This is a genomic window from Sinorhizobium glycinis, assembly GCF_001651865.1.
GTDB lineage: Bacteria > Pseudomonadota > Alphaproteobacteria > Rhizobiales > Rhizobiaceae > Sinorhizobium > Sinorhizobium glycinis.
This window is the reverse complement of sequence record NZ_LPUX01000055.1, coordinates 209,215-229,530: the sequence shown is the minus strand read 5'-3', so window position 1 is coordinate 229,530 and position 20,316 is coordinate 209,215. Positions and strand designations below refer to the sequence as shown.

The window sequence follows — 20,316 nt, the reverse complement described above, 5'->3', positions numbered from 1 at the left end:
TTCGTTCCGAATTGTAGCTGAACAACCGCGTCCATCGAATGCGATGGATGCGGCGGCGGAACCATGGACATGAACATAGCTCGGGAAGTCATCGGTTTGACGCATCCTGCCGCAGGCGAATGGTGGACGCAGCACCGCGGCCAGTCGCCCGTCGTCGCAACCGCCATTCACAATGGCCACGCGATGCGCGACTCCGTGAATCGCCTCTGCGGGCTTACCGAGGAAGAGCGCCGGCGTGAGGAGGATCCCTTTACCGAGTTCATCATCCGCGATGTGCCGAACCGGATCGTCGTTCACCGGTCGCGTTTCGAGGTCGATATCAACCGGCCGCGCGACGGGGCCATCTATCTGCGGCCGGAACAGGCTTGGGGTCTCAACGTCTGGACGGGCGAACTGCCCGGCGAGATCACCGCGGCGTCGCTCGCGATGCACGACGAATATTATGCGATGCTGCAATCGTACCTCCGAGGCATCGAGCGCTGCCACGGACGCTTCGTCGTCCTCGACGTGCACAGTTACAACCACCGTCGATCCGGCCCCAAGGCGGAGCCGACGATGGCGGCGCAAGCGCCGGACGTCAATATCGGCACGTTCTCCATGGACCGCAGGAAATGGGCGCCGGTGGTCGAACGCTTCGTGGAAGCGGTACAGTCCTTCGAATTTCCCGGCGGCCGTCTCGATGTGCGGGAGAACATCGCCTTCCAGGGCCGGGGCTACCAGGCGCGCTTCATTCACGAGCATTTTCCGGAAACGGGCTGCGCGATCGCGGTCGAATTCAAGAAGATCTTCATGGAGGAATGGACCGGAGAACCCTTCGTCGAAACGCTCCGCGCGCTCAGACAGCTGGTTGCCTCGACGCTGCCCGTGCTCGTCGATGCGTTGGAGTCAGGCCGATGAAACCGGCAAGCGCATGTACCTCTGCCGTTCCCGACGATCCGGATTGGCTAACCGACGTCGTCGCCGCGATTGAAGCGGGCAAGGCGGTACGGAAGGAACTGCCGAACGGGGGGCGCCTCCATGTCGACAGGGCCTTGCCCTTTCTGTGCATCCATGTCGCCGGTCAAGACAGCGCTCCTGTCGCACGCGAGATCACGCAGGCAAATGCTTCCTATCTGATCGCCCCGGACGCGGCCACCGCCACCCCCATCGTGTCGGCCGTCGGAGCGCTGCTCGATCGCCGCTTCGGAGCCTTCATGGTGCTCGAAATGGGCGAACTCGCCCGAGACGAGTTGCTCACCGACAAGGCACCTTTTCTTCCGCCTTTCACAATCGAAGTCACGACGGGAAAAAAGGGCCCCATCCGTGCGGCCGCACAAGCCTTCATCGCTGCCATCGAGGCGATCCAGGTCAAGTTCCGCACGCCGCGAGTCGAATTCCATGAATGGCCGGAGGGCCGGAGAACTGCGGACGAGGCGCTCGAGGTGCCGTTCCCGCTGATGCGCGTGCGCTTTGCACCGGTCTACCGTCAGCGCGATTCGGGCAAGATCTTTCCGGAGCTCCGCGAGCGGTTGATCGCCAGCATCTTCGATGCCGGCCTCCACGCTTTCGCTGCTTTTGCCAAGTCGACGAAGGGCCTCACCATCTCGACGCATCGCGCGCTCGGGCGAAAGGCATTTATCGACGCCGTCGTGCGCACCGACCGCAGCATCGATGAGATCGCGTCCGCCTTCGATTTCCTGCTCGCCGTCACGCCGATCAACGCGGAAGCCGCCTGGAACGAGTTTGCCGCGTCCGACTACGCGCGTGCGCCTCGGTTTCTCTACCGGCCTTTGACGCTGCAGGTGGAGGCGGCGAAGCGAAAGCTCTTCTCGATCCCCTTCGAGCACCTCGAGGATCCGGTGCTCTACCAGCTTTACCGCGAGAAGCAGCAGGAGCTCGATCTGCAGCTATCGATCCTTTCGGCGCGGGAAACGGCAAAGTTCATCGAGTTCGGCCGCGCCCTTTACGGCCCGATAGAGGCCGGCCTCCTGCGGGCGGCAAAGGATGTCCTCGCCCGCATCAACAAAACCACAGGCAAAGCCGGCGGTTCCTCCCCGGCGCCCGTCGAATGCGCGGATTGCGACTTCGTCGAAAGACGGGCGCGTGAGATGATCGCCGAATATGCGCGCCGTTGCAGCGACTTCGCGGCGCGCGTTGAAGTGCGGGACGATCTTCCCCCGGGCTTGCTGGTGTCGGGCCATAGATTGTTGATCGCCCTAAGCACGACCATGCCGGTCGATCGTGTCGAAGCGATCCTCAGCCACGAGATCGGCGTTCACCTCTTGACCTATTTCAACGGCTCGGCCCAGGGCCTGCGCCTCTTTCGCTCAGGCCTCGCCGGATACGAGGGCATGCAGGAGGGGCTGGCGGTCTTTGCGGAATTCCTGGCCGGCGGCATGACGAGCGAGAGGCTTCGCCTGATCGCCGCGCGCGTGGTCGCCTGCGCCGCCATGCTCGACGGCGCGTCCCTCCCGGAAGCCTATCGACTTCTCGCCCACGAGCACGGATTGCCGCAGGCGGATGCCTTCAACGTGGTCCTGCGCGTCTATCGTGGCGGTGGCCTTGTCAAGGATGCCATCTATTTGCGGGGGCTCCTGCAACTGCTCGACCATCTGGCCAATGGCGGCGCGCTCGAACCCTTCTGGATGGGAAAGATCGCGGCCTCGCATTTCGGTGTCATGCAGGAACTGAGTGCCCGCGGCCTGCTCGGCGGGCCTGCGGTGCGCCCCATGTTCCTCGACCACCCGAAAGCACCGATGCGTCTTGAGAGGGCCCGATCGGGGATGACTCCGCTCGACCTGTTGGACAACTAGGAGCAGCAGATGCGCATCGCCTTTCTCGTCAACTCCATCGAGGGCGAGGCCACGTTCTATACGACGACGTCGCTCGCGCTGGCGGCACTCTCCCGCGGTCATGAGGTTTGCTATGTCACACCCGGGGATTTCGTGCTTCGGCCGGACGACAGCTTGCTCATCCGCGCCACCACGTTAAAAGGCCCCAAACCGAAGAAGCCGGAGACATTGCTCAACAGTCTCAAGGGCGACCAGGCGAAGATCACCGGCATGGACATAAGCGAGGTGCAGGTCCTGTTCCTCAGAAACGACCCCGCCGAGGACGCCGATCGGCGCCCCTGGGCAGTCTATGTCGGGACCAATTTCGGACGGCTGGCCGCAGCCCGGGGCGTCATCGTGGTCAACGATCCTGATGGCCTGGCGCTGGCGCAAAACAAACTCTATTTCCAGGGCTTCCCCGAGATCGTCCGGCCAACGACGATGATCTCCAGGAGCATCGAGGAAATCCGCAGCTTCATCGAAGACCACCCGGACGGTGTCATCCTGAAACCGCTGCAGGGGTCCGGCGGCAAGAATGTCTTCAAGATCCAGTCCAAGGACGAAGCCAATCTCAACCAGATCTTCGAGGCGGCGAGCGAGACGGGATATCTGATCGCTCAGAGCTATCTTCCCGAGGCGGTCGGTGGCGACATCCGGCTTTTCCTGATGAACGGGCGTACGCTCGAACGCGACGGCGTCTATGCCGCTTTTCGGCGCGTGCCGGCGAAGGGCGATGTTCGCTCGAACCTGCATGCCAGCGGTACGGCCGAACCGGCGACCGTCACACCAGAAATCCTCGCCATCGCGGATAAATTGCGCCCCAAATTGATCGAGGACGGCATGTTCCTGGTCGGTCTCGACATCGTCGGCGACCGCATACTGGAAGCGAACGTCTTCACTCCCGGGGGTTTCCCCGAGATCGCAGCGATTCACGGTGTTGATTTCAGCGAGGATGTCATCGCCGCACTGGAGGACAAGGTACGATTGCAGGAACTCTACCAGGGAGCGTTACCGAACCGCACGCTCGCTACGCTGTGATGGCACACGCGCGCCGGATCATTACAATTTTTGGATGAATTCTAGTGGATTGAGGCGGGCGACATCAAAAGTGAGTTTACAAAAGTAATATTATATGATTTTTTCTCGACAGCTGCATGGAGAGCAGCTTTCTTTGGGAGGAAATCATGAAATTCGTGAAGGCACTTGCCAGTGCAACGATCCTTGCTGCCTGCACTTTTGGCACCGCTTCGGCCGCGGACCTCGTCGTCGGCTTTTCCCAGATCGGCTCGGAGTCCGGCTGGCGCGCCGCCGAGACGACGCTGACAAAGCAGCAGGCCGAACAGCGTGGCATTGACTTGAAATTCGCCGATGCGCAGCAGAAGCAGGAAAACCAGATCAAGGCGATCCGCTCCTTCATCGCCCAGGGCGTCAACGCCATCCTGCTCGCACCGGTCGTCGCGACCGGCTGGGACGAAGTGCTGCAGGAAGCCAAGGATGCCGAAATCCCGGTGATCCTGCTCGATCGTACCGTCGATGCGCCGAAGGAGCTCTACCTGACGGCCGTGACCTCCGACCTCGTGCATGAAGGCAATGTCGCCGGCAAGTGGCTCGTCGATACGGTGGCGGGCAAGCCCTGCAACGTCGTCGAGCTTCAGGGCACGACGGGCTCGTCGCCCGCCATCGACCGCAAGAAGGGCTTCGAAGCGGCGCTCGCCGGCAAGGACAATCTGAAGATCGTCCGCAGCCAGACCGGCGACTTCACCCGCACGAAGGGCAAGGAAGTCATGGAAAGCTTCCTGAAGGCCGAAGACGGCGGCAAGAACATCTGCGCGCTCTACGCTCATAACGACGACATGGCCGTCGGCGCCATCCAGGCGATCAAGGAAGCCGGCCTGAAGCCGGGCAAGGACATCCTCGTCGTCTCGATCGACGCCGTTCCGGACATCTTCCAGGCCATGGCCGCCGGCGAAGCCAACGCCACTGTCGAACTGACGCCGAACATGGCCGGCCCGGCCTTCGATGCGCTTGCCACCTACCTGAAGGACGGCAAGGAGCCCGAAAAGTGGATCCAGACGGAATCGAAGCTTTATACCCAGGCCGACGATCCGATGAAGGTCTACGAGGAAAAGAAGGGCCTCGGTTACTGATCTCGCTTGCGGCCCGCACGATACACCTGTGCGGGCCGTCTATGTTCCGCAGCGTCGGTTGCTGCGGGAAGACCGCCTGATCCTTGGCGAGGAACGGCGCGCATCCGTCGCAAACGGCGTGTGCGCGGCCTTCCAGTGCAGAGACAGTTTCAATGCAGACCAGCAGCGACAATATCCTTTCGGCTGTCCGGATCGAGAAGGGCTTTCCCGGAACGAAGGCCCTCGACAAGGTCGATTTTCACCTCAGGCGCGGCGAGGTCCACGCGCTGCTCGGGGAGAACGGCGCCGGCAAATCCACGCTCATCAAATGCCTGACCGGCGCCTATCGGCGGGACGGCGGCAGCATCTTGCTCGACGGCGCCGAAGTCGACCCGCGCGACACCTTTGATGCGCAGAGGCTGGGCATCGGGACCGTCTACCAGGAGGTGAACCTCCTGCCGAACCTGACGGTCGCCGAGAACCTCTTCCTTGGACGTCAGCCGCGCCGCTTCGGCATGGTCGATACGCGGACCATGAACCGCAAGGCCCGCGAACTGCTCGCGGAATACGAGCTTGATCTCGATGTGACGCGCGACCTCGCGAGCTTTTCGGTGGCGATCCAGCAGGTCGTGGCGATCGCCCGTGCCGTCGATCTTTCCGGCAAGGTGCTGATCCTCGACGAACCGACGGCGAGCCTCGACGCGCACGAGGTCGCCATGCTCTTCCGCATCGTCCGGCGTCTCAAGGCACGCGGGCTCGGCATCATCTTCATCACCCACTTCCTCGAGCAGGTCTACGAGATTTCCGACCGCATCACCGTGCTGCGCAACGGCCAGCTCGTCGGCACGCGCGACACCTCCGACCTCAGCCGGCGCGACCTGATCGCCATGATGATCGGGCGCGAGCTCGCGGCTGAAATCCATTCGGCGCGCACGGAAGTCGCCGAGGGCCGGCTGCGCTACCGCTTCAGGAATTACGGCCGCCGCGGCCGCATCAATCCCTTCGATCTCGACGTCCGGGCCGGCGAGGTCGTCGGCATCGCCGGCCTGCTCGGTTCCGGACGCACGGAAACAGCCGACGTGCTTTTCGGCGCCCATCGCGCCGACAGCGGTACGGCGGAGATCGACGGCCAGACCGTCGATCTGTCGTCGCCGCGGGCGGCCATCCGCCAGAAGTTCGGCTTTTGTCCTGAGGACCGCAAGACGGACGGTATCGTCGGCGATCTGTCGGTGCGCGAAAACATCGTGCTCGCCTTGCAGGCACGGCGCGGCTGGACGCGGCCGATCTCGCGCGCCGAGCAGAACCGGCTGGCGGACCAGTACATCCGGGCGCTCGATATCAGAACCCCCGACCGCGAGAAGCCGATCAAGCTGCTTTCCGGGGGCAACCAGCAGAAGGCGATCCTCGCCCGCTGGCTTGCGACCGAACCCGAATTCCTGATCCTCGACGAGCCGACGCGCGGCATCGATGTCGGCGCCCATGCCGAGATTGTCAGATTGATCGAAAGCCTGCGCGAGAAGGGCCTGTCGCTGATCGTCATCTCATCCGAAATCGAGGAGCTGGTCGCCTATAGCACGCGGGTCGTCGTGCTGCGCGATCGAACCCACGTCGCCGAACTCGGCGGAGACCGTATTACCGCGCATCAGATCGTCGAAGCGATTGCCGCGGCCAACGAGCGGGAGGCATCGTGACTTCGACCGTGCGGACCTATCTTGGCAGGTTGCTGCCGCAATTGATCGCGTTGACGATCATTATTGCTGCGATTTCAATTATTTTTCCCGGCTTCCTCAACCTTCAAATCCAGAACGGTCGCCTTTACGGCAGCCTGGTCGATATCCTGAACCGCGGCGCGCCTGTCGTGCTGCTGGCGATCGGCATGACGGTCGTGATCGCCACCAAGGGCATCGATCTTTCGGTCGGTGCCGTCATGGCGATCTGTGGAGCGGTGTCTGCTTCCCTGATTACCTCCGGCCATTCGCTTGCTGAGACGCTCCTTATCACCCTCGCCGTGGGCATTCTCTGCGGCATCTGGAACGGCATCCTGGTCGCCGTCCTCGACATCCAGCCGATCATCGCCACGCTCGTGCTGATGGTCGCCGGCCGCGGCATCGCACAGCTCATCACCGAGGGCGCCATCCTCACCTTCAACGATCCCGGTCTCATCTTCATCGGCAGCGGCTCGTTCGCGGGCCTGCCGATGCCGGTCGTCATCTGGCTGGTGTTCGGGGTGCTGGTCGCGCTCGTCGTCCGGCAGACGGCGCTCGGGATGCTGGTCGAGGCGGTGGGCGTCAACAGGGAGGCGAGCACACTGTCGGGCGTCTTCACGCCAGTGCTGCTGATCGCTGCTTATGTCCTTTCCGGCCTGTGCGCGGCAATCGCCGGGGTCATCGCCGCCGCCGACATCAAGGGGGCAGACGCCAACAATGCCGGGCTCTGGCTGGAACTCGATGCAATCCTCGCGGTCGTGGTCGGCGGCACATCGCTTCTCGGCGGACGCTTCAGCATCGCCGCCTCGGTGCTCGGCGCCATCATCATCCAGGCGATCAACACCGGCATTCTCCTTTCGGGCTTTCCGCCGGAGTTCAACCTGATCATCAAGGCGGCGATCATCGTCTTCATCCTGGTGCTCCAGTCGCCGAGGTTCCGCGCCGCCTTCGCATTCGTGAGCATTCCGCGCGTAGCCGGCAAACCGACCGAGCGAGAAGCAAAATGAAGCAGAAATATCTTCCGCTTACGGCAACAATCCTGATCTTTCTTCTGAGCTACGCGCTCTGCGTCGCGCAGTACCCGAACATGCTGTCGACACGGGTGATCGGCAATCTGCTCACCGACAACGCCTTCCTCGGCATTGCCGCGGTCGGCATGACCTTCGTCATTCTTTCCGGCGGCATCGACCTTTCGGTCGGCGCGGTGATCGCCTTTACCGGCGTCTTCCTCGCCGTCGTGCTCGAACAGACCGGCATCCACCCGCTTGCCGCTTTCGCTCTGGTTCTCGCCATCACGACGCTCTTCGGAGCGGTCATGGGAGCGATCATCCACCATCTCGAAATGCCGGCCTTCATCGTCACCCTTGCCGGCATGTTCCTCGCCCGCGGCATGGCCTTCGTGCTGTCGATCGATTCCATCCCGATCAAGCATCCGTTCTACGCGACGCTCAAAAGTCTCTATTTCAAGCTTCCCGGCGGCGGGCGGATCACTCTCATCGGCGGTCTTATGCTGCTCGTCTTCGCCATCGGCATTCTTATCGCGCACCGGACCCGTTTCGGAACGAATGTCTACGCGCTTGGCGGCGGCACGGCGACAGCCAAACTCGTGGGCGTGCCGGTCGCAAGCACGACCGTCAGGATCTACGCACTGTCGGGGCTGCTGGCAGGACTCTCCGGCATCGTATTCTCGCTCTATACCTCGGCCGGCTATTCTCTTGCAGCCGTCGGCGTCGAGCTCGATGCGATCACAGCGGTCGTCATCGGCGGTACGCTCCTGACCGGCGGCTCCGGCTTCGTTGCCGGCACGCTGGTCGGCATCCTCATCCAGGGCCTGATCCAGACCTACATCACCTTCGACGGTACGCTTTCGAGCTGGTGGACCAAGATCCTGATCGGCCTGCTGCTCTTTGCCTTCATCCTTCTTCAGAAGGGAATCATCCGCCTGTCGCGCAACGGCCGGCAACCCGCATGACGAGGTGGAGGAAAGTGTAAAATGCCGTCGTCGGGCTTTGGCAACCAACCGGGCAAGCGGACCAGCCACCGGCTTGTCGTCGACGAGCTTGGCCAGGCGATCGTCTCCGATCGGTTCGCCGTCGGCGATACACTTCCCGGCGATACCGAACTTGCGGCGCGCTTCAACGTCTCCCGCACCGTATTGCGCGAAGCCATGAAGACGCTGGCAGCAAAGGGTCTCGTCGTGGCGCGGGCACGGATCGGCACGCGCGTCATGCCTCGGGCCTACTGGAACCTGTTCGACGGCGATGTGCTCACCTGGCATTTCAGCGCCGGCGTCGACGAGGAGTTCCTGCGCCATGTCAGCGAAGTGCGCCTCGCCCTCGAGCCCTATGCCGCAGGCCTTGCCGCCCGCCGCGCCACGGATGGGGATATCGCCTGGATGATGCGGCTTGCCGTGGCCATGGCGGATGCCGGCCACAGCGCCCAGACGCTGGCGAGAGCCGACCTCGAATTTCACCTGCGGCTGCTGGAAGCCTCGCTCAACCCTTTCATGCGGTCGGTCGGCAGCTTGATCGAAGCCGCGCTGGTCGGCGTCTTCAGGCTCACCAGCCCCTCGGCCGATGACAGCGAAATCGACCGGGTCGCCATGGCGCATATCGGTATCGTCGAGGAAATCGGCCGCCGCAACGAGGAAGGCGCGCGCAGTGCCATGGAGCACGTCATCCGGGTGGGGCAGGAACGGCTGATCCTGAACCTCAGGGCGCAGGAGAACCCGGGTTAGTTCGCTGGCGCGGGTAAGCGGACGCCCCCTCATCCGGCCTGCCGGCCACCTTCTCCCCGCAAGCGGGGCGAAGGGACTCGCGGCATCGCCCTTCGCCAGCATCGAGGGGACTAGGAGCACGCGATTTGCCCCTTCTCCCCGTCAGGACGGGGAGAAGGTCGCGGCAGCGGGATGAGGGGCGGCAAGCGGCGCGAAACGCCCGTCGTTATGCAGTCTTCCGCCTTCGATCCGCTGCCCCGTCTCCGCATCGAACAGATGCAGTTGCTTCGGATTGATCGCAAGGCCGATGACGTCGCCGCTTCTCACGTCGCCGCGCCCGGTCTCGACCACGGTCAGTTCAGGCTGCGTTGCCGAGGCGACATAGGTGGCTGAGCCGGTGGACTCGACGACGCCGACGGGGATATCGAAGGCCCCCTCGCCGGCTGCGACGATCCGGACGTGCTCGGGACGGAGGCCGACCGTCACTCCGAGTCCAGGCGCCAGTCGAACGGCAAGCGCCAGCCGCGCCCGGGTCCGGCCGAAATCGAGGATCACGTCCGCGCCACCCTCGCCGACGATCCCCGGTATGAAGTTCATCGCCGGCGAGCCGATAAAACCGGCGACGAACCTGTTGGCCGGCCGGTCATAGAGATCGAGCGGTCGTCCCTGTTGCTCGATGACGCCGTCGCGCATGACGACGACGTGGTCGGCCATGGTCATCGCCTCGATCTGATCGTGGGTCACATAGACCGAGGTGGAATGCAGCCGATCGTGCAGCGCCCGGATTTCTTTGCGCATATGCACGCGAAGCGCCGCGTCGAGGTTGGAAAGCGGCTCGTCGAAGAGAAAAGCTTTCGGATGGCGGATGATGGCGCGGCTCATCGCCACGCGCTGGCGCTGGCCGCCCGAAAGTTCGCGCGGATAGCGCTTCATCAGGTGCGACAGGCCCGTGGTCGCCGCCACCGCTTCTGCCGCCTTGCGGGCCTCCGCCTTCTTCACGCCGCGGATGCGCAGGCTGTAGGTGAGGTTCTCCTCGACCGTCATATGCGGATAGAGCGCGTAGGACTGGAAGACCATCGCGACGTCGCGCTTGCGCGGCGGAACTTTGTTCATCAGCTGCCCGGCGATTTTCATCTCGCCGGTGGTGATCTTCTCGAGGCCGGCGAGCGAGCGGAGCAGCGTGGACTTGCCGCAGCCGGAGGGTCCGACGAGGGCGACGAAAGTCCCCTCCTCTATCGCGAGGTTGATGTCCTTCAGCGCGTGGAACGCGCCATAATATTTGTTGACGCCGTTGAGCTCGATCTGAAGGGTCATTTGAGGGCTCCCGATGTGAGGCCGGAAACGATGCGGCGCTGCAAGAGGACAAAGACTGCGAGGACCGGCGTCACATAGATCGTGGCGTAGGCCATGATGTTGTTCCATTCATTGGTGTTCGGTCCCATGAAGGAGTTGAGGCCGACGCTCGCCGGTTGCAGTTCCACTGCCTGGATCATCGATTTCGAATAGACGAATTCGCCGAAGGCCTGCATGAAGATCAGGATGGCGCTGACCAGGATGCCGTTACGGGCAAGCGGCAGGACGATGTTGAAGAATGCGCCGATGCGCGAATTGCCGTCGACGAGCGCCGCCTCTTCGAGTTCCATCGGCACGCTCATGAAGGTCGCCCGAACCAGCACGACGAAAAAGGGCATGCTCTTTGCGGCGATCGCCAGAGTGACCGCGAGCCGCGGCGTGTCGAGCAGGCCGAATTGCGAGAAGCCGACGAAGATCGGCGTCACCATCAGCGACGCGGGCAGCACCTGAAGCATGAGGATCAGGAAGAGGCCTACATCCACCCAGACATTGCGGTAGCGCGCCAGCACATAGGCGCAGCCGACGCCGAGCACCGCGATCAACGAAACGGCGCCGGAGGCGATGACCAGCGAGTTCCATAAATAGCGCCCCATATTGCGGCTTTGCCAGACGAATTCGTAGATTCCCCATTGCGGTTCACTCGGCAAGAACTTCGGCGGCGTCGCGAACATCGCCGAACCGGTCTTCAGCGCGGTGATGTACATCCAGTAGAGCGGAAAGAGGTAGATGGCTGCCAGCACGAGCGCGGCGGCGAACATCAGGCGGTTGCGGAACGCGTCACTCATCCTCGGACCTCATGGCGGGTGGAGCGCACATAGACGACGGAAGCGAGCATCACGAAGACGATCATGATCACCGAGATCGTCGCGCCCTTGGCAAAGTCGTACTGGCGGAAGGAGAGGTCCCAGGCCCAGTACTGGGTGACGTTGGACGCGTTGTTCGGTCCGCCGGAGGTGATCGCGGCGAAGAGGTCGAACTGCTGCAGGGTGAAGATCAGGCCGAGCGCGATGATCGCACCGATCGTCGATCGCATCATCGGCAGGGTGATCGTCCAGAACCGCTGGAAGGCGTTGGCACCGTCGAGTTCCGCCGCCTCAAAGAGATCCTTCGGTATGCCCGAAAGCCCGACCGAAAGCAGGATCATGTTGAATGAGGTACCAAGCCAGATATTGGCGATAATCACCGCCCAGAGCGAATAGTTCGGATCGGAGCGCCAGAAGATATTGCCGTCCGTGACACCCATTTCCCGCAAGAGGAAATTGAGGACCCCGAAATCGCCAGAGAGAATCCAGTTCCAGATCGCACCAACGACGAGGCCCGGCATTACCCAGGAGACGAGAAACAGGCCGCGCAGCCAGGAAGCACCCGGAAAATTCATCCAGAAGAACAGGGCAAGGCCGAAGCCGATGACGAATTGGCCGGCAATCGATGCACTGACGAAGAGCGCGGTATTAAGGAGAATTGGGCGGGTTTCGGGCTGCGAGAAGAGGTCCACATAGTTCTTCAAACCGACGAACGGGCGCGAGAAACTGCCGAGGCTGAACATGTCGACCTCCTGGAGACTCATCACCACGTTGTAGACGAGCGGCAGCCCGGACATGATGAACAGGAAGGCGAGCGGCAACAGGACGAGACCGATGTCGAAACCTTTGCCGTCCGTCACGCTGGATAGAATTCTCTTCATGTCGATCCCCGCAGGCGATCCCGGCCGCAGCCGGAGATCGCCTCTCCCGGGAGGAAACTCGGGCGGATGTGATAACCCGCCGGTGAATGCCTGCCGCCGCTTCGAGCGGCAGCCCTCAGCCGAGGACCGCCTTGATCTTCGCGGCAGCCTGATCAAGCGCTTCCCTGGAGGTCATCTGCCCTGTCAGAGCTGCCTGGATCGCGTCCTGGATGGCCTTTGAAATCTTCGGCCACTCCGGGTGCGGACCGCGAGGTTTGGCGTATTTCAACTGTTCGAGGAAAACCTTGAGTGCCGCATCCTTCAAAGGCTCCCCGGTGGGGGGAATGGCTATATCCGAGCGGGCGGGCAACTGGCCGAAATCCTTGAACATTCGGTTGTCCTGCGAGACGAAGTATTCGAGGACCTTGAAGGCTTCCTGCGGATGTTCGGTGCTCGCAAAGATCGCCCAATTGAAATCGCCCATCGCCGAGGACCGTTCAGCGCTGATTTCAGGCACCGGCAGCAGCGTCACACCCCAATCGAACTTGGCTTCCTTGATCATGCGATCGAGTTCCCACGGGCCGGAAATCGCCATCGCGGCATTGCCGGAGTTAAAGGTTCCGGTCGAGTCCCATTGGCCGCGCGTCAGCGAATCCGGCGACGCAAGCTTCTCGCCGATGATCGTCTTCCAGATGTCGAGCGCCTTGACCGCCCCCTCCGAATTGATGCTGTCATAGCCACCGCCGGCCATCTGTGCCCAGGGCAGGAACTGGAAGGTACCCTCCTCGTTCGCCTTGGCGGAAAAGGCGAGCCCGTAGACGTTGGCGGCCGGATCCGTCAGCTCGCGTGCGGCTTCCACCAGCTCATCCCAGGTCTGCGGCGGCTTGTTCGGATCGAGGCCCTTCGCCTTGAACATGTCCTTGTTGTAGTAGAGGGCGATCGTATTGGTCGCCTTCGGGATGCCGTATAATTTGCCGTCCCAAGTCACGGAGGCGAGCGGTCCGGGAAAGTAGTTCTCCGGCTTGACCACCGAGGACTTCGAAATCATGTCGGTGAGATCGAGAAAAGCGCCACGCGAGGAAAACAGCGCGTGCTCCGGATTATCGACGGCGATGATGTCCGGCGCTTGGCCGGTCGAATAGGCGCGCATCGCTTCGCTGACGACGTCGTCGAACTGGATCTGCCGATACTCGACTTTGATCCCCGAATTGAGCTTGTTGAAATCATTGATCAAGTTTGGTGCCGGCTGGATGTCTCTGTCCAGTGACCAGACGCTGATCGTCACATCTTCAGCGCTTGCCGAAAAGGCCGGCAAGGAAAGGCTGACAAGGGCGAATGCGCCCAGCATTGCATATCTGCTGATACCCATGGACTCCTCCTCTCGTAGCTCTCCCGCGGACGGCATCCTCCACGCCGGCCATCGGGCATGTCTCGTCTCAAGCAGGGTTGGCGACGAAATCACCGCCCCGGCAAGTCTTCAAATGATTGAGCGCGTGCACCTGGCCAGTCATCTCCAGCGCGTCGCGGTAGACCGGATCGTGCCAGCCTTCGATATCGATCGAACCGGACCAGCCGGCGAGCCTCAGCTCCGAGATGATGTCGGTCCAGTTGCTGTCGCCGAACCCCGGCGTGCGCATGAAGACGAACTTCTCCCGGCCGAAGATGCCGTGCTCGCGGATGACGTCCCAGCGGATCGTTGCGTCTTTTCCATGCACATGGAAAATCTTGTGAGCCCATTTGCGGATCTGCGGCAGCGGCTCGATCAGGTACACCATCTGGTGACAGGGCTCCCATTCGAGGCCGATGTGGTCGTCCGGCGTCTCGTTGAAAATCAGCTCCCAGGCATCGGGATTGTGAGCGATGTTCCAGTCGCCTGTCGCCCAGTTGCCGTCCATGGCGCAGTTCTCGAAGGCGATCTTGACGCCCCTGTCGGCGGCGCGTGCGGCGAGTTCACGCCAGACCTTCCGGTAACGCGGCAGGCTGTCGGTGAGCGGCCGGTTACGGATCCGCCCAGTAAAGCCCGCCACGCAGGTGGCGCCGAAATGGTGGGCATTGTCGATGCAGTCCTTCCAGCCCTGCAGCGTCTGCAGGTCGATATCGGTCTCCTCGAGCGGATTGCCGAACATGCCGAGCGTCGAGATGGTGATGTCGCGATCGCCGATCGCCTCGCGGCAGCGCTTGCCGAGTTCGGCGAGGTCCTGCCCGTTGGTGGCCTGCCAGAAGAAGGGTTCGAAGCTTTCGAAGCCGAGGTCGGCGATCTCGGCGATGCGCTGCGCCGCCCCGCCCTTGGTGGCGCTGACCATGGTGCCGATGCGGATGGACTTGGCTGGATTGCTCATCGGTTTGCCTCGTTCAGATTGTCACGCGCTGCCGGGTACGGGCGCTCTCGATCGCCGCGAACACCATGGCAAGGCTGTTGATATTGTCGTCGCTCGCCGTCTCCGGCTTCTTGCCGCTGCGGATCGCCGCGATGAAATCGGCAATCACGCTGGCGTGGCCATGCGTTTGTCGCAGGTCGGCGGGCTCCGGGATTTCGAGCGGCACCGGTTCGCGCAGCAAGCCCTCACTGCCCGCAACCGCATTGGCACGGAAGCTCTCGGCCCCATCCCAAAGCAGCGTGCCTCGCGTCCCGGTGACCCGCCATGCGCTTTCCCAGCTCGTGTTGGCGCCCTCGGCGCACCAGGAGCCGCGATACGTGAAGGTCACGTCGTCCGAGAGCTCGAAGATCGCCGTTGCGGCCGCGCCGTGCCGATACCAGGAGCCGCGCGGGTTCTCCTCGTGGCAATAGACGGCGAGCGGCTTCCGGTCGGCGATGAAGCGCGCCGCATCGAAGGTGTGGATCGCCATGTCGAGAAGTAGGACGTGGTCCATCTCTTCGCGAAAGCCGCCGAAATGGGCCCCGATAAAGAAGTCGCAGTGAATGCCGGTCAACTGTCCGAGGCCGCCCTCTTCCACGAAGCGGCGGATGCGGCGCACGCCGGAAATGAACCGGCGGTTCTGCACGACCGCGTGCAGCTTCCCCGCCTCGTCGGCGAGGCGGATCAACTCCCGGCCGGCAGCGAGCGATGCGGCCATCGGCTTTTCGCTGAGCACGTGGCACCCATGCCTGAAACCGGTGGCAACGACGTCGCGACGCGCCGCCGGCACGACGACATCGAAAAGGATGTCCGGTGTCGTTTGCGCGAGCACCGCGTCGAGATCGGACCCGATGACAGCGTCCTGGAGATCGAATTCAGCGGCAAGAGCGAGAGCGGTCTCGGGTTTCACGTCGACGAGGCCGACGATCCGGATCGCCGACCGCAGGTCGGGGTCGGCGGCGATCGCCTTCACCCACCCCCTGGACATAGCTCCGCACCCGCACAGAACTGCGCGCAAGATCACGATTCCCCTCCCGAAACCTACGTTTTTGCCTTGTATTGGTGTTCGTAAACGTTTACGGAACTATGCGGAGTTTCCGAAGCATGTCAATAGGGAATCGGAACCGGCGGGCGGGCAGAGGGAGAAACACTCCGAAATGAAGGGCATTCGGCGTCTTGCGCAGCATCTCGATATATCGATCGGAACGGTCTCCCGGGCGCTGAACGGCCGCCCCGATGTGAACGAGGAGACGCGCAGGCGGGTGCTCGCGGCCGCCAAGGAACTCGGCTATGTGGCGAACCAGTCCGGGCGAAGCCTGCGTCAGGGAACGACCAACATAATCGGCTTCATGATGCAGACCGGAACGGAGATCACCGGCCAGGGCGACACGTTCTTCATGAGCGTTTTCGATGGGGTCCAGGCGGTTTTCGCCAAGCACAAGCTCGATCTCGTCGCCCTGCTCTGTTCATCGCAGGAGGACCCGACCGACTATTTGCGCCGCGTGGTGGCCCGCGGCTTTGCGGACGGGATGATCCTCTCGGCAACGCAACGGCACGATCCGCGCGTCGAGCTCCTTTCCGAGCGCAATATTCCCTTCGTCACGCTTGGCCGAACCCTGACGGATGCCGGCCAGCCCTGGCTCGACCTCGATTTCGAGGGCATGGCACAAGCATCCATCGACCGGCTCGTCGCACACGGGCATCGCCGCATCGCGATCACACGGCCGCATGACGACGTCAATCTCGGCTACGTCTTTGTCGAACGCTGCCGCCAGGCTCTGGCAGCGCACGGCCTCGCCCTTGACGAGGAGCTGATCTTTCGATCCACTCCCAACGAAGCCGGTGGCTACCAAATTGGCCGCGACCTCGTGTCGCTGGACGACCGCCCGACCGCAATCGTGCTCATCAACGAGACGATCGCGATCGGCTTTTACCGGGCCCTGTCCGAGGCCGGCGTCACGCCCGGACGCGATGTGGCGGTCATCGGGCGCTACAGCCCGCAGGCACAGTTTCTCTCTCCGTCGCTCACCTGCTTCCGCCTGTCGCTGCGTGATCTCGGCGTTGCCCTGGCCGAAACGCTGCTGTCGACCATGCCCGCCTTCAGGGATCAATACCCGCATACCGCGACGAACAAGCTCTGGCCTATGGAGCTTGTCGAGGGCGCGAGCGACGCTCCCCACTTCCACCAGTCCTGAGTAGCCACCGCTTCCCGGCTACAATCAACGGGTGTTTCTGGCGCCAAGTGCATCGCCAGGACGTCAATTTGCCGGAATTGAAATGTAACGCCGCTGATGTGGATCAATTTGGATGATCCCGCCGTTTGTAAGCATCAATGAACGCTGTCGGTTCCGGACCGTGTCCCTCGTTCGAGAATTGGCGACCGTTCCTTGTCGATCAGCAAGTTTGTCGTGGGTTCCATGCGAGCACCCACAAAAATACTCGATTCCAAGTAGTTATCGCGGATTTCGAATGTAACGCGTTCTCTTCGACATCCTGCCGTAGAAGGAGATCGCAATGCGCGGAATTCTGTTTTTGCTCGTCGGATTGTCTACGACCACCCTTGCCAACGCCCATGACGCGCCGAGCGGCTGGAAATACCCGAACTCCTGCTGCTCGAATTTCGACTGCCGCCACGTCAACCAGACGGCAGTCAGCGAACGCCCGCAAGGTTATATCATCAACGCGACCGGCGAGGTCCTCCCCTATTCCGACAGAAGAGTGCGCATATCACCCGACGGCGAATACCATTGGTGCTCGGCGGCGGGCGAGGACCACGGAAGAACGATCTGTCTGTTTGTCCCGGCCAGAGCCTATTGAGAGCTCGTCGGGGTCGATAACGGGCCTGCCAGAGTGACGACCCGGGAGCACGCGCGCAACGATCCGGCCGGTCGTCGATTGTGCAGATATCCTCGTTGCGCCGCCGACTGCGCTGGCCGATCGAGGTGATGTCAAAGCCGCCCCCGGCGGCGTACACTCGATCTCGGCAGGACTTGCCGAGCGCCGTGGACGCCCGGGCTGGCGGCACGGCAGGAGCGTTTCGCGCATGGCTTGGTCTTTCAGGATTGGAACGATTGCCGGCACCGCACTTCGCGTGCATGTGACCTTCGCACTGCTGCTCGTCTGGATATGGCTGATGCATTACAGGATCGGCGGTACGCCGGCCGCCCTTGAAGGCATCGCATTCGTCCTGGCGGTCTTCGCCTGCGTCGTTCTGCACGAATTCGGCCATATTGCCGCGGCGCGCCATTTCGGCATCAAGACGCCGGATATCACGCTTCTTCCGATCGGCGGCGTCGCCCGCCTCGAACGGATGCCGGAGGAGCCGGGCGCCGAGTTCGTGATTGCGATCGCCGGACCGCTCGTCAACGTGGCGATCGCCGGCGTCATCATTCTCGTCCTCAGAACCTCCATCGGGATGGAGCAAATTGCCGGCATCGAGGACCCGCGCATGAGCTTTCTGGCGCGGCTTGCCGGGGTGAATGTCTTTCTGGTGCTTTTCAACATGATCCCGGCCTTCCCCATGGACGGCGGCCGCGTCCTGCGCGCCGCGCTCGCCTCGCGCCTGAGCTGGTCGCGCGCAACCCAGATTTCCGCTTTCATCGGCCAGGGTCTCGCCTTCGTCTTCGGTTTCGTCGGCCTGTTCTACAACCCGCTGCTGATCTTCATCGCGATCTTCGTCTATCTGGCGGCGAGCGCGGAGGCGCAGAATGCGCAAATCCGCGAGATCTCTGGCAGCGTTCTCGTGAGCGATGTCATGATCACTGAATTCGCGACGCTCGACCGGACGGCGAGCATCGACGAGGCTATCGAAGCCCTCCTTGCGACAACGCAGCGTGAGTTCCCAATCGTCGATTCCTCCGGCCGTTTCGAGGGCCTTCTGACGCGGGACGATATGATCCGGTCCTTGAAGGAGAAGGGCGCGGCAACGCCGGTCCTCCAGGTGATGCGTCGCGACGTGCCGAGCATCCACTATCGCAAGCGTCTCGAGGAGAGCCTGCGCCTCATGCAGGGGGCGAATTCACCTGCAGTCGCGGTCGTGGACGGCATGGACCGCCTCGTCGGGCTGATGACGCATGAAACCATCGGAGAAATGATGATGGTGCGTGCCGCCGCGGAGGGCCGATTCCGCTTCGGCCATTTGCGGCATCGCAATCCCGAGATGCGAAGCTGAACACAAAGGCGTCCAGCTGGTCCCGGCGGGACGCGGCGTCATCGTTGTTCCGAGACGAGGACAGGACTGGATGGCGCCCCTTCACGGAATGTTGTTGAGGCGAGCCTCGATCCGACCGCGGCTTTGCGGATACTGTTGGCCATGAACGGAAACATGGTTCCGCAACAATGAAGACGTTCGGCCCCCTGCCCTTCGCGCTCCTGCTTTTGCTCATGCCCGGCCAGAGCCTCGCTCTCGATTTGCCCCGTTCCGGCCATGCGGTGTTCGATCGTGCCGTCGAACTCGTCATCGACAATTTCTATGACCCATCTGCGCTCGATCGCTTCAGCGCCGCGGTGCGGCGGCAAGTGGATGAGCGCGGGGCGCTGACGGCAAAGAGCTCGGAGGATCGGGTCGACGCGGCGGTCGAGAGCGTGCTCGCCAGTCTCGGCGTGTCGCATACCGCGCGCTTCACCGCCGACACGATCGACTATTACGAACTGGCCGACATATTCCGCTTCGGCATCCGCAGCGACATCAAACGCCTCTTCCCGCCGGACGGCGAGGTTCGCTATGCCGGCATCGGCATGGTCACGCGCCTTGAAGACGGGCTGCGCTTCGTCAGCGACGTGTATGACGGCGCTCCGGCCGACCGGGCGGGCATCAGGGTCGGCGACGAGGTCCTGTCGGTGGACGGCCTGCCCTACCGGGAGATCGCCTCCTTCCGAGGCAAGGTCGGGCGGACCGTCGACGTGCGGCTGCGCCGCCATCGAGAGGCGCTGCCAATCACCGTCACGGTCGCCGTCGAGCGGCTGCGGCCGCTGCGCACGTTTGAAAAGGCGATCGAGAACAGCGTCACGGTTACCGAACGGGAGGGGCGGCGCATTGGCTATCTGCGGCTTTGGACGCTCTCAACCCGCGACGGCCTCGACATCGTCGCCCGCGAGCTCGCCAGCGGCCGCCTGAAGAACGCCGATGGCGTCGTCGTCGACCTGCGCGGTCGCTGGGGCGGCGGCCCGCCCGATGCCGCGGACCTTTTCGTCGGCGGAGTGCCGACGTTCCGGCTGATCTCGCGGGACGGCAAGGACATGCTCGGGACCGTCCGCTGGCGCCGGCCAGTCGTGGCGATCATCGATGAAGGGTCGCGAAGCGGCCTGGAGCTCTTCGCCCATGCGCTGAAGGTCAATAACATTCCCCTCGTCGGCTCGCGGACGGCTGGCGCCTTGCTCGCCGGCCGCGCTTTTCTTCTTCCCGACGACAGCCTTCTGGAAGTGGCCGTCTCCGATGCCGTGATAGATGAAGGCTTGCGTCTGGAAGGGCGCGGCGTCGAACCAGACATAGCCGTATCCTTCAGTCTGCCCTATGCGGCCGGACGCGACCCGCAGCTCGATGCGGCCATGGATGAAATGCAGCGCATTCTCGTCAAGGGGTGAGC

At 62.9% G+C, this 20,316-nt stretch carries 18 protein-coding genes; 12 read left to right on the top strand and 6 right to left on the bottom strand.

The window, feature by feature from the left end; all coding sequences use genetic code 11:
* The first annotated feature begins 63 nt into the window (after nt 1-63).
* The 8 genes from AU381_RS12500 (at nt 64) to AU381_RS12465 (ending at nt 9,379) form a co-directional block, all read left to right on the top strand.
* Nucleotides 64-897 (top strand): N-formylglutamate amidohydrolase, encoded by an 834-nt coding sequence (locus AU381_RS12500; protein ID WP_064242094.1) that lies wholly within the window; start codon nt 64-66, stop codon nt 895-897.
* Entirely contained in the window at nt 894-2,792 is a 1,899-nt protein-coding gene (locus AU381_RS12495) for a flavohemoglobin expression-modulating QEGLA motif protein (RefSeq protein ID WP_064242093.1), read from the top strand. The genes AU381_RS12500 and AU381_RS12495 overlap by 4 nt, the downstream gene beginning before the upstream one ends.
* Before the next feature lie 9 nt (nt 2,793-2,801).
* Nucleotides 2,802-3,848, top strand: coding sequence for a glutathione synthase (locus tag AU381_RS12490; RefSeq protein ID WP_064242092.1), 1,047 nt, complete (start codon nt 2,802-2,804; stop codon nt 3,846-3,848).
* A gap of 146 nt (nt 3,849-3,994) precedes the next feature.
* Nucleotides 3,995-4,957: a galactofuranose ABC transporter, galactofuranose-binding protein YtfQ gene (gene ytfQ / locus AU381_RS12485; protein WP_064242091.1), complete on the top strand. Its 963-nt coding sequence runs from the start codon at nt 3,995-3,997 to the stop codon at nt 4,955-4,957.
* 152 nt (nt 4,958-5,109) lie between these two features.
* Nucleotides 5,110-6,627, top strand: a complete 1,518-nt coding sequence (gene ytfR, locus AU381_RS12480; RefSeq protein WP_064242090.1) for a galactofuranose ABC transporter, ATP-binding protein YtfR — start codon at nt 5,110-5,112, stop codon at nt 6,625-6,627.
* The gene (locus tag AU381_RS12475; protein WP_064242089.1) at nt 6,624-7,649 is read left to right on the top strand and encodes an ABC transporter permease; all 1,026 of its coding nucleotides are present in this window, start codon (nt 6,624-6,626) and stop codon (nt 7,647-7,649) included. The genes ytfR and AU381_RS12475 overlap by 4 nt, the downstream gene beginning before the upstream one ends.
* Complete coding sequence (yjfF, locus tag AU381_RS12470; RefSeq protein WP_064242088.1) at nt 7,646-8,614, top strand: galactofuranose ABC transporter, permease protein YjfF; 969 nt, start codon at nt 7,646-7,648, stop codon at nt 8,612-8,614. The genes AU381_RS12475 and yjfF overlap by 4 nt, the downstream gene beginning before the upstream one ends.
* A gap of 21 nt (nt 8,615-8,635) precedes the next feature.
* Entirely contained in the window at nt 8,636-9,379 is a 744-nt protein-coding gene (locus tag AU381_RS12465) for a FadR/GntR family transcriptional regulator (RefSeq protein ID WP_064242087.1), read from the top strand.
* Between the two features lie 141 nt (nt 9,380-9,520).
* Here the strand turns inward: AU381_RS12465 and AU381_RS12460 are convergent, their stop codons facing one another.
* From AU381_RS12460 to AU381_RS12435, 6 genes are all read right to left on the bottom strand, one after another.
* Nucleotides 9,521-10,672 carry an ABC transporter ATP-binding protein gene (locus AU381_RS12460; protein ID WP_064242086.1) on the bottom strand — a complete coding sequence of 384 codons (1,152 nt, stop codon included), beginning with the start codon at nt 10,670-10,672 and terminating at the stop codon, nt 9,521-9,523.
* A complete protein-coding gene (locus AU381_RS12455; protein ID WP_064242085.1) occupies nt 10,669-11,496 on the bottom strand; it encodes a carbohydrate ABC transporter permease in 828 nt (275 codons plus the stop codon). The genes AU381_RS12460 and AU381_RS12455 overlap by 4 nt, the downstream gene beginning before the upstream one ends.
* Entirely contained in the window at nt 11,493-12,395 is a 903-nt protein-coding gene (locus tag AU381_RS12450; protein WP_064242084.1) for a carbohydrate ABC transporter permease, read from the bottom strand. The genes AU381_RS12455 and AU381_RS12450 overlap by 4 nt, the downstream gene beginning before the upstream one ends.
* A gap of 115 nt (nt 12,396-12,510) precedes the next feature.
* Nucleotides 12,511-13,743 (bottom strand): ABC transporter substrate-binding protein, encoded by a 1,233-nt coding sequence (locus AU381_RS12445; protein ID WP_064242083.1) that lies wholly within the window; start codon nt 13,741-13,743, stop codon nt 12,511-12,513.
* A 67-nt stretch (nt 13,744-13,810) separates the two neighbouring features.
* Entirely contained in the window at nt 13,811-14,713 is a 903-nt protein-coding gene (locus AU381_RS12440) for a sugar phosphate isomerase/epimerase family protein (RefSeq protein WP_064242082.1), read from the bottom strand.
* Between the two features lie 13 nt (nt 14,714-14,726).
* Entirely contained in the window at nt 14,727-15,755 is a 1,029-nt protein-coding gene (locus AU381_RS12435; protein WP_162273421.1) for a Gfo/Idh/MocA family protein, read from the bottom strand.
* A 133-nt stretch (nt 15,756-15,888) separates the two neighbouring features.
* On the opposite strand from AU381_RS12435, the gene AU381_RS12430 reads away from it, so the two are divergent.
* The 4 genes from AU381_RS12430 to AU381_RS12415 all read left to right on the top strand — a co-directional run bounded on the left by AU381_RS12430 (nt 15,889) and on the right by AU381_RS12415 (nt 20,314).
* Entirely contained in the window at nt 15,889-16,926 is a 1,038-nt protein-coding gene (locus tag AU381_RS12430; protein ID WP_064242080.1) for a LacI family DNA-binding transcriptional regulator, read from the top strand.
* A 319-nt stretch (nt 16,927-17,245) separates the two neighbouring features.
* Nucleotides 17,246-17,548 (top strand): hypothetical protein, encoded by a 303-nt coding sequence (locus AU381_RS12425; RefSeq protein WP_064242079.1) that lies wholly within the window; start codon nt 17,246-17,248, stop codon nt 17,546-17,548.
* Nucleotides 17,549-17,774: 226 nt separating this feature from the next.
* Nucleotides 17,775-18,902: a site-2 protease family protein gene (locus AU381_RS12420; RefSeq protein ID WP_064242078.1), complete on the top strand. Its 1,128-nt coding sequence runs from the start codon at nt 17,775-17,777 to the stop codon at nt 18,900-18,902.
* A gap of 167 nt (nt 18,903-19,069) precedes the next feature.
* A complete protein-coding gene (locus AU381_RS12415; protein ID WP_064242077.1) occupies nt 19,070-20,314 on the top strand; it encodes a S41 family peptidase in 1,245 nt (414 codons plus the stop codon).
* Nucleotides 20,315-20,316: the final 2 nt, after the last annotated feature.

Coding starts and splice junctions, on each gene's coding strand:
- AU381_RS12450 (WP_064242084.1), bottom strand. CDS start 12,395: ATGAAGAGAATTCTATCCAGCGTGACGGACGGCAAAGGTTTCGACATC.
- ytfR (WP_064242090.1), top strand. CDS start 5,110: ATGCAGACCAGCAGCGACAATATCCTTTCGGCTGTCCGGATCGAGAAG.
- ytfQ (WP_064242091.1), top strand. CDS start 3,995: ATGAAATTCGTGAAGGCACTTGCCAGTGCAACGATCCTTGCTGCCTGC.
- AU381_RS12465 (WP_064242087.1), top strand. CDS start 8,636: ATGCCGTCGTCGGGCTTTGGCAACCAACCGGGCAAGCGGACCAGCCAC.
- AU381_RS12430 (WP_064242080.1), top strand. CDS start 15,889: ATGAAGGGCATTCGGCGTCTTGCGCAGCATCTCGATATATCGATCGGA.
- AU381_RS12460 (WP_064242086.1), bottom strand. CDS start 10,672: ATGACCCTTCAGATCGAGCTCAACGGCGTCAACAAATATTATGGCGCG.
- AU381_RS12445 (WP_064242083.1), bottom strand. CDS start 13,743: ATGGGTATCAGCAGATATGCAATGCTGGGCGCATTCGCCCTTGTCAGC.
- AU381_RS12440 (WP_064242082.1), bottom strand. CDS start 14,713: ATGAGCAATCCAGCCAAGTCCATCCGCATCGGCACCATGGTCAGCGCC.
- yjfF (WP_064242088.1), top strand. CDS start 7,646: ATGAAGCAGAAATATCTTCCGCTTACGGCAACAATCCTGATCTTTCTT.
- AU381_RS12420 (WP_064242078.1), top strand. CDS start 17,775: ATGGCTTGGTCTTTCAGGATTGGAACGATTGCCGGCACCGCACTTCGC.
- AU381_RS12500 (WP_064242094.1), top strand. CDS start 64: ATGGACATGAACATAGCTCGGGAAGTCATCGGTTTGACGCATCCTGCC.
- AU381_RS12425 (WP_064242079.1), top strand. CDS start 17,246: ATGCGCGGAATTCTGTTTTTGCTCGTCGGATTGTCTACGACCACCCTT.
- AU381_RS12455 (WP_064242085.1), bottom strand. CDS start 11,496: ATGAGTGACGCGTTCCGCAACCGCCTGATGTTCGCCGCCGCGCTCGTG.
- AU381_RS12495 (WP_064242093.1), top strand. CDS start 894: ATGAAACCGGCAAGCGCATGTACCTCTGCCGTTCCCGACGATCCGGAT.
- AU381_RS12415 (WP_064242077.1), top strand. CDS start 19,070: ATGAAGACGTTCGGCCCCCTGCCCTTCGCGCTCCTGCTTTTGCTCATG.
- AU381_RS12490 (WP_064242092.1), top strand. CDS start 2,802: ATGCGCATCGCCTTTCTCGTCAACTCCATCGAGGGCGAGGCCACGTTC.